Genomic DNA, 12,762 nt, shown 5'->3' on the forward strand with positions numbered 1-12,762 from the left:
TGCTATAAATCTACGGAAAATTACAAATAATTAGCGCGGGCAGGCGTGTATTTTAGTATTCCTTTTCCAGTGACACGAGTGAATTGCGGATACTGGCACCCATTGGCGGGTTCAGTTTCCGGAGGGTGACAGTGCTGTGCCGGATAGCGGGATAACGTGCCTTCAGGGTATCGGACAGGGCGTACACCACTTCTTCCAGCAGTGGTTTGGGTTGAGCCATGATTTCTTTTGCTATTTCATAGATTCCCTGATAGTTGACAGTATCGGTAAGCTCCTCGATGGCAACGGAGCCAGGTATACGAACAGCAATATCGAGGAGAAAATCATTGCCGATCACGGTTTCTTCCGGATACAGGCCGTGATAGGCGCGGAAAGCAGCTTGTTCGAGCGCGATTGTAAGCATCTTCGGGCAATTACGAATTACAAATTGCTGATGACGAATTGAGGTACAATTCGTCATCAGCAATTCGTAGTGGTTGTTATTGATTTTAATTACGAATGGAGGCCGGCGAATTACCGCTTAATTCGTCATTCCCAATTCGCAATTGATTATTGGTGTTCTTTAGCGGACAGGTATCTTTCAGCATCGAGGGCCGCCATACAACCGCTACCAGCTGCAGTTACAGCCTGACGGTAGATTTTGTCCTGTACGTCGCCGCAGGCGAATACGCCTTCCACGCTGGTACGGCTGCTGCCTGGAACGGTCACGATATAATCCTGTTCGTCCAGTTGCAGGTAGTCCTTAAAGATTGCGGAGTTAGGCTGGTGACCGATAGCTACGAAGAAAGCGCTTACCGGAACGTCTTTTTTCTCACCGGTTTGGTTGTTAACCACTCTCACAGCTTCCACTTTGTTTTGGCCCAGTACTTCATCCGTTTCCGTGTTCCAGTATACGATGATATTGGAAGTTTTGAGTACGCGGTCCTGCATTACTTTGGAGGCGCGCATTTCGTGCTTACGTACAAGCATATGTACGGTGGAGCACATTTTGGAGAGGTAGAGGGCTTCTTCAGCGGCGGTATCACCCGCGCCTACGATGGCTACCTCTTTACCACGGAAGAAGAAACCGTCGCATACTGCGCAGGCAGAAACGCCGGAGCCGTTGAGCCGTTGTTCAGACGGAAGTCCCAGCCACTTGGCGGAGGCTCCTGTTGCGATGATGATAGCGTCGGCGGTGATTTCCTTTTCTTCGTCGATGGTTACTTTATATGGCTGTTTGCTGAAGTCCACCGATGTGGCCATACCGTAGCGGATATCAGCGCCCATGCGGGTAGCTTGTTTTTCGAAGTCCACCATCATTTCCGGGCCCTGGATGCCTTCGGGATAGCCGGGATAGTTTTCAACTTCAGTCGTAATAGTCAGCTGGCCACCGGGTTGGATACCCTGGTACAATACTGGTTTAAGGTTGGCTCTTGAGGCATAAATTGCAGCGGTATAACCGGCGGGGCCGGAACCGATGATCAATAGATGCACATGTTCTTGTTGCTTGTTTTCCATACTTTGATTGCTCTATATAATTATTTCCTGATAATAACTGTTTTGTAGGTGACTGCATAACCGCCCCAGTAACCGATGGCGCCGGGCACATTCCCTATTATTTTAGTGGGAGATGCGAACGGGTTGCCGGTGCTGCTGTAGGCAAAATCGAGGGCCCTCCAGAAGCTGTAGGTAGCTTTATCGATGTTACAGAATTTGAGCGTCACCGTATCTCCTCTGTTAAAATACCCGTAAGTTTCCGGGTCCGTGCGTTTGCTTTTATCAACGCCGGCGTCCACAGGAATTTCAAATGTTGTGCCGTTCACCACCTGGTCATCCAGGGTAGAGTTCAACCCTGGCAGAAAGGCATCGCTGTTGGTCCGGGTGAAGTACCGGGCATAATTGCCGAGGGTAGCAGCATCCGTGATCCTGGCCCACAGGCGGGCTTTTAATGTATCGTCGCCCTGCCTTGCCCGTCGCCACCAGATGGTATCCAGGTGGAAGTTGTGTAAAGGTATAGTTGTCACTGCCTCATATGACTTATTGTCAGCAGTAATCTTTAACGTATACCGGCCGCCTGCTTTTCCTTTGAAAGCGGTGGATGGTCTGGTGGTATCAGGCACGTAGGCGAAAACGGGGCCCAGGCCTGGTATTTCCACGATTGTTTCCAGGAGTGTCATGGTGCGGACACTATCGGAGACGGTCACCATAGCTTTATGCACAAAGGAAGCAAGTAATGCAGCGGGATCTATCTGAGAGAAGTAGCCAAGGCTGTGCGTGAGCACTACCTGCGGGTACCGGTTGGTTTCAAATTTACCTTCCACCACAAGCGAAGGCTCCTGTTGTTGTAAGTTGACACTGATATCCTTCTCGCAGGCGGAGAACAATATAACTGCAGCCACGATGATCATCAGGAGGTTGCGCATATCTGCAAAAATAAGCGGTGTTCACAATATAAAAACACCGGCCATGTATTTACAAGGCCGGTGTTCTTATAGATTAAGAGGGTTTATACAGCGGTTTCTTGGGAAACCGTAAATATTATCCCAGGTAGGATTTCAGGGCACCGCTATAGCGTGCTTTCTGGAGCCTTTTAATAGCGCGTTCCTTGATTTGCCTGATTCTTTCCTTGGTCAGATCGTACTTCTGTCCGATTTGTTCGATTGTTGCGCCGTTTTCACCATCCAGACCGAAATAGGCATTCACAATTTCCGCTTCGCGGGGGCTCAGGGATTTTAATACCCGGCGTATTTCCTCACGGAGGGAATCTCTCATCACGTCATCGTCGGTAATGTCTCCACCTTCCAGCAGGTCTCCCATAGCTACGTCTTCAGCTTCATGTACTGGTGCGTCCAGTGACATATGGCGGGTGTTGCTTTGGAAAATGTTGTTGATTTCCGATTCAGACATTTCCAGGATTTCTGCGAGTTCCTCGGTAGACGGTTCACGCTCGTTTTCCTGCTCAAATGCCATGTAAGCTTTGTTCGCTTTATTATAGGTGCCAATTTTGTTTTGCGGCAGACGAACAAGACGACCTTGTTCAGCCAACGCCTGCAGGATGGACTGGCGGATCCACCAAACTGCATAAGAGATGAATTTGAAACCTTTCGTTTCATCGAAACGTTGCGCAGCTTTGATCAGGCCTAAATTACCTTCATTGATAAGGTCACTGAGGCTAAGCCCCTGGTGCTGATATTGCTTGGCAACGGAAACCACGAAACGCAAGTTTCCTGTAGTCAATCTTTCAAGAGCCTTCTGATCGCCCATTTTAATGCGCTGCGCCAAAACGGTCTCCTCCTCAGGTGTTAACAAAGGGATCTTCGAGATTTCCTGCAGGTACTTTTCTACCGCCTGCGAATCACGATTGGTGATCTGGGTGGCAATTTTAAGTTGCCTCATATGAAAAATTGTATTGGTTTATAAATAAGAATAACAGCGAAAGAAATATTTTGTTTGAATTTTTAATTTAATTAACTTACAAAATTTCCCGCACCTTATTCGTTTGTTTTAATTAGCCTGCAAAGATCGTGCTAACCCACCACTCTACCAAATCCTTCTTTTTTTCTCCTTCGCTATAACAAAGTACAGTTTTATAACGATATTTTATAGTGCTTTAGTCCTTGTTGCCACACGCTTTATGCAAATTTTAACAATTGATAAATAATCATTATTAAATTAGCATCTTAACTAATTTATTGTCAAAGTCCTTGCAAATTATTCAATCATATGATAGACTTTCGCAGCGATACTTTTACACGCCCCAGCCCCGGCATGTTACAGGCCATGTTGCAGGCTGAAACAGGGGACGATGTTTTTGGTGAAGACCCCAGCGTCAACAAACTGGAAGCCATGATGGCAGACTACTTTGGCAAAGAGGCAGCCCTTTACTGCCCTTCCGGCACAATGAGCAATCAGATCGCCATCAAGGTACATACGTTGCCCGGGGATGAAGTGGTTTGCAGTAACCTCGCCCATGTGTATATTTATGAGGGAGGCGGCATCGCTGCTACTTCAGGCGCCCAGGTACAGGCCATCACCGGCGATCGCGGCATGATCACCGCTGCCGAGGTGGAAGCAGCCATCAATAATCCCGACGATGTACACAAAGCCCGCACCAGCCTGGTATGCCTCGAAAATACTTCCAACCGCGGCGGCGGATGCTGCTATGACTGGGAAGAGGTGCTTCGCATCCGACAGGTATGCAACCGGCATAACCTTGCCCTCCATATCGACGGCGCCCGCCTCTTCAATGCCATTGTAGCCACCGGACAAGATCCCAGGACTTATGGACAGACATTCGACAGTATCTCCGTATGCCTCAACAAAGGAATGGGCTGTCCCATGGGCTCCGTGCTCCTCGGCAGCACCGCCTTCATCCGCGAAGCCCGCCGCGTACGCAAAAGACTGGGCGGTGGCCTGCGGCAGGCCGGCTATATGGCCGCTACCGGCATCTACGCCATGGAAAACAATATCCAACGCCTCGAAGAAGACCACCAACATGCCAAACAAATAGCGGCTGCCCTGTTGGAAAAAACTTTCGTTGGCCATATGCTGCCGGTGGAAACCAATATCCTCATCTTCGAAGTGACAGGCGGCGAATGGACGCCTAAAAAACTGACAGACCACTTCCGCAAAGAAGGTATCCTCACCATAGCCATCTCCCCTACACAGGTCAGAATGGTAGTCCACCTGGACATCACACCTGACATGGTCGCGAAAACCTGTCAGGTGATCGCCGAAACCATGTAACGGTACCGTCTATATATAAAGACACTTATCTCAGTCAAAAGGTGCATCCGATGATGCACTTTTTTTTTGCGCCAAAGTCGCCGGGTGCAGCCAGTACGCAGCCAATGACGGAAAAATGCGGGTACATGGGCCATCCACCATCTTCCCTGCGGCCAACGTTCCGGGCTAATATTCTGCCTCATTATTTCCTTCTCTGGTCAATCTCCGTTATTTTTGCAGACTTATATTATGAATAGCATGGAACTTTCGAAAAATTACCTGCCTGCAACGGTTGAAGACAAATGGTACCAACACTGGATGGACAAAGGCTATTTCCATTCTACGCCGGATAGCCGCCAGCCCTTTACTGTAGTGATCCCCCCGCCTAACGTCACCGGGGTCTTGCATCTTGGCCATACACTCAATGAAACTGTCCAGGACATACTGGTGCGCCGCGCCCGTATGAGCGGTTTCAATGCCTGCTGGGTACCTGGTTCCGACCACGCTTCCATCGCCACAGAAGCAAAAGTGGTAGACATGCTGAAACGGGAAAAAGGGATCGAAAAATCCCAGTTGACCCGCGAGGAATTCCTCAAACACGCCTTTGAATGGAAGGACAAATACGGTGGCATCATCTACCAACAGATCAAAAAGCTCGGCTGCTCCTGCGACTGGGACCGGGTAACCTTTACCATGGACGACCACTATTACAAAGCGGTGATCAAAGTGTTCGTGGAACTGTACAATAAAGGCCTGATCTATCGCGGCGCCCGTATGATCAACTGGGACCCCAAAGCCAAAACAGCTTTGAGCGATGAGGAAGTGGAATACAAAGACATCCAGGGCTTCCTGTATCATGTAAAATATGCCATCACCGACGCGGAAGGCAAGCCTACCGGCGAATTCATTACCATCGCCACGCAACGCCCGGAGACCATCATGGGCGATACCGCCATCTGCGTAAATCCGGATGATGAAAGATACGCGCACCTGAAAGGTCATTTTGCCATCGTTCCGCTGGTAAACCGCCCTGTGCCCATTATCTTCGATACCTACGTGGACAAAGCCTTCGGTACCGGCGCCCTGAAAGTGACGCCTGCACACGATATCAATGACTACAACCTTGGTCTGAAACATAACCTCGAGATCATCGACACCCTCAACGATGACGGCACCCTGAGCGCTGCTGCCATCGTATTTGTGGGTGAAGACCGTTTCGTGGCCCGTAAGAAAACAGTAGCTGCCCTCGCAGAGGCCGGCCAGCTCGTGAAAGAAGAAGCGTATACTACCCGTCTCGGCTACAGTCAACGTAACCCTACCACGGTAGTAGAACCACGCATCTCCACCCAGTGGTTCGTAAAAATGGCCAATATCGCCAAACCGGCGCTGGACGCAGTAGTGGACGGTGATGTAAGGATACATCCCGGTGACCGCTTCCTCGCGACCTACAAATACTGGATGGAAAATGTAAAGGACTGGTGTATCTCCCGCCAACTGTGGTGGGGACAGCAGATCCCTGCCTGGTACACTGCCGACGGTACTTTCGAAGTAGCTGCCACCGCTGAAGAAGCAGTAGCGCAGTTCGCACAGAAAGGCATCACGCTCACGGCAGCAGACCTGAAACAGGACGAAGACTGCCTGGATACCTGGTTCTCTTCCTGGCTCTGGCCCATGGAAGTGTTCAACGGTATTTCCAGTCCCGATAACGCAGACTATCAATACTACTACCCCGGCTCCGTACTGGTAACCGGTCAGGATATCATTTTCTTCTGGGTGGCCCGTATGATCATGGCCGGCCTGGAATTCAACGGACAAAAGCCTTTCAGCGACGTGTACTTTACCGGCATGGTAAGAGACAAGGAAGGCCGCAAGATGAGTAAACAGCTGGGCAACTCACCCGACCTGCTGGAGCTCATTCACAACTATGGCGCTGACGCCGTACGTTTTGGCGTAATGATCAGCTCTCCGGCCGGTAACGACCTGCTGTTCGATACTTCCAGCTGTGATCAGGGCCGTAACTTCAACAATAAAATCTGGAACGCGCTGAAACTGGTGAAAATGTGGGAGTCCCGTCAGGAAACTGACAACGTGGACGCTTCCAGCCTCTTCCCCATCAGATGGTTCCAAAGCCGCCTGAACGAAGTACAGGCCCAGGTAGCCTCCCTGCATGGCGACTTCCGCCTCAGCGAAGGCCTGAAAGCCCTTTACAGCCTTATATGGGACGATTTCTGCGGCTGGTACCTTGAATGGGTTAAGCCAGGTTTCGAACAACCGATCTCCGCTGCGGTATACGCCCAAACAGTGTCTTTCTTCGAGCAACTGATGCAGCTGCTGCACCCGTATATGCCGTTCATCACCGAAGAGATATACCAATTGCTGAAAGTACGCGACGAAGCTGATGTGCTGATGATGAAACAATTCACCACCCCTGCTGCTCCGGTACATGCCGCCCTGCTGGAAGGTGTACTGGCACAGGAAGTGATCACCGGCATCCGAGATGCCCGCGTTAAAAACCAGATCAAACCAAAAGATCCGATTGTACTGCACATCGAAACCAAACACGAGAATGCCTTCAAACAAATTGAAGACACTATCGCCAAACAGGTAAACGCGAAAGCGGTACATTACGTACAGGAAGCGGTTCCCGGCTGTATCACCCTCGTGGTACAGAAAGATAGGTTCTACCTCGGTACCGAAACTGTACTGGATACCACGGCACAGAAAGAATCCCTGCTTAAGGACCTGGAATATCAACAGGGTCTCCTGAAGATAGTTGATGGCAAATTGTCCAACGAACGTTTCGTACAAAATGCAAAACCGGAAATTGTAGAAGCGGAAAAACGCAAAAAAGCGGACACCGAAGCAAAAATCCAGGTAATAACGGAAAGTTTGAAGTCATTATAATTTTTGCAATCGCCCGGTCGTTAGTATACCGGGCGATTTTTTTATCCCGTCACTATCATGCTGAAACACCTGTCCGCATTCATTTTCCTGCTGTTGATGATCAACATGAGCACTTTTGCCCAATCCGGCAAAAAGCCTGTTCCTGCCACCAAAGCCTCGCCGGTAACCAACAAGCGGCCAACAAAGCTGCGCAGCAGCTGGGGCCTCTTCCTCAGCGACACCCTGCCCAAAAGCCAGGTGGTAAAACTGCTGGACTCCGCACTGGTGGTGCGCGATGAGAAGAACCACCTCTACCAAGTGATCTCCTTCGCTTTTACCTACGAACAACATCAACCCTACCTGAATGATACTACCGGCCAGGCGGCCATTTATAAAGACTACACCGGAGATAACTTTAAGACCTCCCGCCTTCCTGCCCTCTGGAGCTCACGCCTGAAAGAGAATTTGCAACAGGGAGATGTGTTGTACTTTGATGATATTCTGATTGAATATGCGCCTGACAAGCTTTACCGGGCGCCATCCTTACGGATAGACGTAAAGTAATTGAGGGATTTTTTGATTTACGGATTTTTTGATTTCGGGAATCATAAGAGCGAATAAATAAAAAGATCGAAGCGATTAACATTGCTTCGATCTTTTTATTTATTTCTGTTCGTTTCGATGATTCCCGAAATAAAAAATCCGTAAATCAAAAAATCCTAAAATCAATAATTGAACAGCTGCTGCAATGGCAGGATAAAGTCTACCCTGTTCTGTGCATTGTCCACCGGATCTTTATCAAACAGGTGGCTGAACCGCACCCCACAGGTAAATGGCAGCGTGTTGCCGATACGGGTATCCAGGAAAAGCTCTGCACCGGCTGATGTATAGCGGTTGTCCCGTTTGTTGATAAAATCCCGCGCTATGCTATAATCATAAAACAGGTTACCCCGGATACGGCTGAAATAAAGGACCTGCGCAAAGCCCCAGTCAGGGTATGCCAACGGCAGGTGATAGTTAGCCCCCAGCTTATATATCCGGTCGTAGAAGGGTGTATTATACCCCCTGGCATACACGAAATTATCGGTGAAGGTATAGTTGAAATCCTGATCACGTTGCCGGTAGGCGGCCTGTAATACGATGCTGTGATTTCTGGAGAATCCGGGCAGATATTGGTCTATGCGGCCATAGAGCTGCTCGGCGAACGGATTGCCCATCGAGTGATTATAGTACAACGCGATATACTGGCCAAAATGGCTGTAGATGTTCTGTTTGGCTTTGATCCTCATATTACTGAATATCAGCCGGCTGCTCAGGTATTGCAGGTTATCATTCCTGAACTTGAAATGCCCCTGCGGATAACGGTGCAGAATATTGTAGTCACCGCCTATTACCAGGCTGCGGCTATACAGGCCTGAGGACAGGTTCAGCGGCACTGACAGCCCTGCATGCCAGGTCAGCTCATTCCAGTAAATGCGGCCGATGTTAGGCGCTATTGTATTGCGGTTAAATATATAATCAACACCAGTATTGAGGTACGGGAACCATCCACCAAAAGTGAAGCTGGCGCCGATATCGGAGTATCCTTCATTCCGGTTATAGGTATATCCTATAGCGGTATTGGTGGTATTCAGCACATTTTCACCCAACAGCGAGATGCTGTAGTTGGGCTCATTAAAGGAAGGTACCCAGCTGTGGAAGTTGAACGGACGCGTAAAGCGCGCGTATTTCCTGACCGGCAGAGAGTCGTGTGGCACGATGTCCAGTATATTGGACCCTTCTTTATCAGACGGCTCCAGCCATTTGCTGTGCTGCCACTGCGCCACAGGTGTTTCCTTCCAGGCTGTTTTCAGCGGCGCGCGGTACAGGCGATAACCGGCAGTGGTGAACTCACTGAATACAAGGCTGTCCTGCTGTGGCGAAGCGGCCATGTGCAGCGCGCTATTGCCCCGGTCCGTGATTTCATATGTTTTCCGGTCAGATAACGTGAGCGCGTATACGTTATTCACATCGCGGGTAGAGGTCGTAAAGTAAACGGTGTCGCCCTGTACAGCGGGGATGCCCAGCACCACGAAGCTGAAAGGCGTAAGCGGCGTGACTTCGCCCGTTTGCAGGGACTGTTGTATAAGCGCCATTTCGCCCCGTTCATTACGGACAGCGCTGATCACCGCTTTATCATCAGCTGTAAAACGAGGGAAGGTATAGTACCAGTTATCCGGGTTAGGGAGCACTTTTTCCACCGTACTGGTAGTTGTGTTGATCAGCTGGAGGCTGTAGTGCATATCCGGCGTGATGGACGCGGCCACTACTTTTTGTCCGTCGGAGCTGATATCCGGGGAGAAGAACTTACCGCGGGGAGACACTGTTTTCGTACTGCCGCTGGTGTTGTCGTGCACGCGGATAACGGAAAAGTTTTTCCAGCCCCAGCGGGCATCAAAGCGGGCGGCGGCCCATGTGATACGCTGGTTACGGTAGCTAAAGAAATCATTATATACAATGCCAGGCCTTACCAGCAACTGTTCTGCACCGTTGCTGCCAATGCGGTAGATGCCCGGTACTTTGTTGTAGGCATCTTTCAGGACGATCCATTCACCCGGGCCGGCAGCATAGACATATTTATAGTTGGTCACTGTACGGCCGGAAGCGGTAACCGGCACCGCTGGCGTGGTATCCGGACGGGCCGCGTAGTTGTTCCACTGTGGCTGGTATTCCGCCAGCATGGCGTTATACAAAGCAGTAATGTTTTTACCGGTACGTTTTTTCAGGCTTTGGGAGAAGGGATAAAAAACGCCACGGTAGCGTACCGCATCGCTGGTAACGCCTTTCCAGAAATCGTTGCCATAGTGATTACGGCCGTAAGTCGATAACAGGTAACCCAGCGGGTAGTGGTCCGGAATGAAATCGCGGTAGGAGCCATTGCGGATTTTCATATAGCTGTAGCGCTTGTCTTCGAGCGACAGGGCGCGGAAACCATCGAAGAAAGCGGGTAGCCGGCCTCTCCCCTGCTGACTGAAAGCCGTTTCATTGATGACCGCATCACCTTCCCAAAACCAGTTGGGCACTGCGATATTGGTCGCCGCCGCCTGTCCCAGTTGTCCGCCAAGCCAGGAAAACACTTTAGACACCCCCTGCCGGAAGTTCATATTTTGCAGCACGTGGCGATATTCATGAAGCGCCAGTTGTTCTGTCCAATTAAGGGAGCCCAGGTCCTGCGATGAGGGAGACGGAGCGAGATAGAATTCAGAGCGGAAGGGGCCGAGTTGCACGTATCCGTTAGACTGCATCGTTTGGTTCTGCAGTACGATATCCACTTTCCTTTCGAGCGGGCCGATGGAGTTGCGGGTATTTTTATTCAGCCAGGTAACGATATTGGCTACACGTTCTCCTTGCTGGCCCATCCCCTTGGGGAAGATCACGCGGACCGTGTCGGTATTGATCTGTTGCCATTTCAGGGAAGGAGGGTTGCCCCCGAATTGTTGGGCGGCAGCGGAAGTTGACAAAAACAGGAGCCAGAAGTAGTGACGCATAAAAAAATACGGATTACGAATTGCGGTACTGAGCGCAAAACGAAAATATGTTTCTTTCTTAATATAAACATATTTAAAATCGTGTGCCCTGTACCGCTGTTTCCGTATTTTATATTAGCATTCGCTGAGACTGATCGGGATGTTGACAGCGAGGCCGCCATCAGATGTTTCCTTGTATTTGGAGTTCATGTCCAGGGCGGTGTCCCACATGGTTTTCACCACCGCATCGAGGGAAACCTTGGCCAGTTCAGGGTTGCTCTGAAGCGCCAGCTGGGAAGCCGTGATAGCTTTGATAGCGCCCATGGTATTTCTTTCAATGCAGGGGATCTGCACCAGTCCGCCAATAGGATCGCAGGTAAGGCCGAGGTGGTGTTCCATGGCTATTTCAGCGGCCATCAGCACCTGGCGTTGGGACCCTCCGAGGCATTCTGTCAGCGCAGCAGCGGCCATAGCAGAAGAAACGCCTATTTCCGCCTGGCATCCGCCCATGGCAGCAGAGATGGTAGAGCGTTTTTTGAAGATGCTGCCTATTTCGGAAGCTGTGAGCAGGAACTGCATGATTTTATCATCGTGCAGGCCATCGCAGAAGGCGATGTAATATTGCAGTACAGCAGGAATTACACCAGCGGCGCCATTGGTGGGCGCCGTCACTACGCGGCCGAAAGACGCATTTTCTTCATTTACGGCGAGGGCAAAACAGCTCACCCAGTCGAGCGTATAGGTGAAATGTGCGCCGCCGGCACGGATGGCTTCTATCCACGAATTATAATCGGTATAAGAGCGTCCTTTCAGGAGTTTTTTATTGAGTGCAGCGGCACGGCGGGCCACTTTGAGGCCTCCGGGCAGTTCACCCGTAGTGTGACAGCCGCGGTAGGTGCATTCCTGCATTACGCGCCAGATATTGAGTACGCCAGTGCGGGTTTCGGCTTCCGGTCTCCAGGCCAGTTCATTTTCCATCACCAGTTCGGAGATGCTGAAACCGGTTTTAATGCAAAACTGCAGCAGTTGCCGGGCCGTATCGATAGGGAAAGGCAGGTCTACCGAGGTAGTACCGCCGTTTATTTCGCCTTCCTGCACCACAAAACCGCCACCAATAGAGTAATAGGTAGCTGCGCGTTTATCGCCATCGGCAAAGGTGACGAGGAAAACGAGGGCGTTGGGATGGAATGGCAGGGATTCCTCAAAGAGGAATTCGATGTCTTCCACCGGATCAAAATCAATTTCATACTTACCGGCCAGCATCATTTTACGGCTGCGGCGCAGGTCATCTATTTTACTATTGATTTTATTAACGTCGAAAGTAACGGGGTCATCACCGCAAAGGCCCAACAGGACGGCGATATCAGTGCCGTGGCCATGGCCGGTTTTAGCGAGGGAGCCGTAGAGCAGTACCTGTAAACCGGTTACGGAAGATAGTTTCCCGGCGGCATCCAGTTCATGCAGGAAACGCTGGGCGGCCCTCCAGGGGCCTAAAGTATGGGAGCTGGACGGACCAATGCCAATCTTAAAAATGTCAAATACGGAAATACATTCGTGTGCCACTACATTATTGATTTACCTGTAAAAATAGGCCATTTTACATATTCAGCTATTTACGGATTTTGTTATTTAACGATTTATGTTTGGAAGTAGCAGGAATGTGACATAA

General features: G+C 50.2%; 9 protein-coding genes. 3 read left to right on the forward strand and 6 right to left on the reverse strand.

Annotation, left to right across the window (positions count from 1 at the left end; genetic code table 11):
• Positions 1-52: 52 nt before the first annotated feature.
• The 4 genes from HHL17_RS27310 to HHL17_RS27325 all read right to left on the reverse strand — a co-directional run bounded on the left by HHL17_RS27310 (position 53) and on the right by HHL17_RS27325 (position 3,375).
• A complete protein-coding gene (locus HHL17_RS27310; RefSeq protein WP_169228002.1) occupies positions 53-403 on the reverse strand; it encodes a dihydroneopterin aldolase in 351 nt (116 codons plus the stop codon).
• A 146-nt stretch (positions 404-549) separates the two neighbouring features.
• A complete protein-coding gene (gene trxB / locus HHL17_RS27315) occupies positions 550-1,497 on the reverse strand; it encodes a thioredoxin-disulfide reductase (RefSeq protein WP_169228003.1) in 948 nt (315 codons plus the stop codon).
• Between the two features lie 20 nt (positions 1,498-1,517).
• On the reverse strand, positions 1,518-2,402 hold the full coding sequence (locus HHL17_RS27320; RefSeq protein ID WP_169228004.1) for a DUF4249 domain-containing protein: 885 nt from the start codon (positions 2,400-2,402) through the stop codon (positions 1,518-1,520).
• 115 nt (positions 2,403-2,517) lie between these two features.
• Positions 2,518-3,375 (reverse strand): sigma-70 family RNA polymerase sigma factor, encoded by an 858-nt coding sequence (locus HHL17_RS27325; protein WP_012793808.1) that lies wholly within the window; start codon positions 3,373-3,375, stop codon positions 2,518-2,520.
• A gap of 327 nt (positions 3,376-3,702) precedes the next feature.
• Here HHL17_RS27325 and HHL17_RS27330 point away from each other — a divergent pair, with 327 nt between their 5' ends.
• The 3 genes from HHL17_RS27330 to HHL17_RS27340 all read left to right on the forward strand — a co-directional run bounded on the left by HHL17_RS27330 (position 3,703) and on the right by HHL17_RS27340 (position 8,151).
• Positions 3,703-4,725 (forward strand): threonine aldolase family protein, encoded by a 1,023-nt coding sequence (locus HHL17_RS27330; protein WP_169228005.1) that lies wholly within the window; start codon positions 3,703-3,705, stop codon positions 4,723-4,725.
• Between the two features lie 237 nt (positions 4,726-4,962).
• Positions 4,963-7,608 (forward strand): valine--tRNA ligase, encoded by a 2,646-nt coding sequence (locus tag HHL17_RS27335; protein WP_169228006.1) that lies wholly within the window; start codon positions 4,963-4,965, stop codon positions 7,606-7,608.
• A gap of 57 nt (positions 7,609-7,665) precedes the next feature.
• The gene (locus HHL17_RS27340; protein ID WP_169228007.1) at positions 7,666-8,151 is read left to right on the forward strand and encodes a hypothetical protein; all 486 of its coding nucleotides are present in this window, start codon (positions 7,666-7,668) and stop codon (positions 8,149-8,151) included.
• Positions 8,152-8,312: 161 nt separating this feature from the next.
• On the opposite strand, the gene HHL17_RS27345 is transcribed toward HHL17_RS27340, so the two are convergent.
• Complete coding sequence (locus HHL17_RS27345; protein ID WP_169228008.1) at positions 8,313-11,114, reverse strand: TolB-like translocation protein; 2,802 nt, start codon at positions 11,112-11,114, stop codon at positions 8,313-8,315.
• A gap of 114 nt (positions 11,115-11,228) precedes the next feature.
• Positions 11,229-12,656 carry an L-serine ammonia-lyase gene (locus HHL17_RS27350; protein WP_169228009.1) on the reverse strand — a complete coding sequence of 476 codons (1,428 nt, stop codon included), beginning with the start codon at positions 12,654-12,656 and terminating at the stop codon, positions 11,229-11,231.
• Positions 12,657-12,762 lie beyond the last annotated feature (106 nt).

Origin of the sequence: Chitinophaga fulva, from assembly GCF_012927205.1 — a bacterium.
Classification (GTDB): domain Bacteria; phylum Bacteroidota; class Bacteroidia; order Chitinophagales; family Chitinophagaceae; genus Chitinophaga; species Chitinophaga fulva.

Bases quoted from the DNA above. Each gene is read 5' to 3' on its own strand.
- trxB (WP_169228003.1), bottom strand. From the start codon at position 1,497: ATGGAAAACAAGCAACAAGAACATGTGCATCTATTGATCATCGGTTCC.
- HHL17_RS27340 (WP_169228007.1), top strand. From the start codon at position 7,666: ATGCTGAAACACCTGTCCGCATTCATTTTCCTGCTGTTGATGATCAAC.
- HHL17_RS27330 (WP_169228005.1), top strand. From the start codon at position 3,703: ATGATAGACTTTCGCAGCGATACTTTTACACGCCCCAGCCCCGGCATG.
- HHL17_RS27320 (WP_169228004.1), bottom strand. From the start codon at position 2,402: ATGCGCAACCTCCTGATGATCATCGTGGCTGCAGTTATATTGTTCTCC.
- HHL17_RS27345 (WP_169228008.1), bottom strand. From the start codon at position 11,114: ATGCGTCACTACTTCTGGCTCCTGTTTTTGTCAACTTCCGCTGCCGCC.
- HHL17_RS27310 (WP_169228002.1), bottom strand. From the start codon at position 403: ATGCTTACAATCGCGCTCGAACAAGCTGCTTTCCGCGCCTATCACGGC.
- HHL17_RS27335 (WP_169228006.1), top strand. From the start codon at position 4,963: ATGGAACTTTCGAAAAATTACCTGCCTGCAACGGTTGAAGACAAATGG.
- HHL17_RS27325 (WP_012793808.1), bottom strand. From the start codon at position 3,375: ATGAGGCAACTTAAAATTGCCACCCAGATCACCAATCGTGATTCGCAG.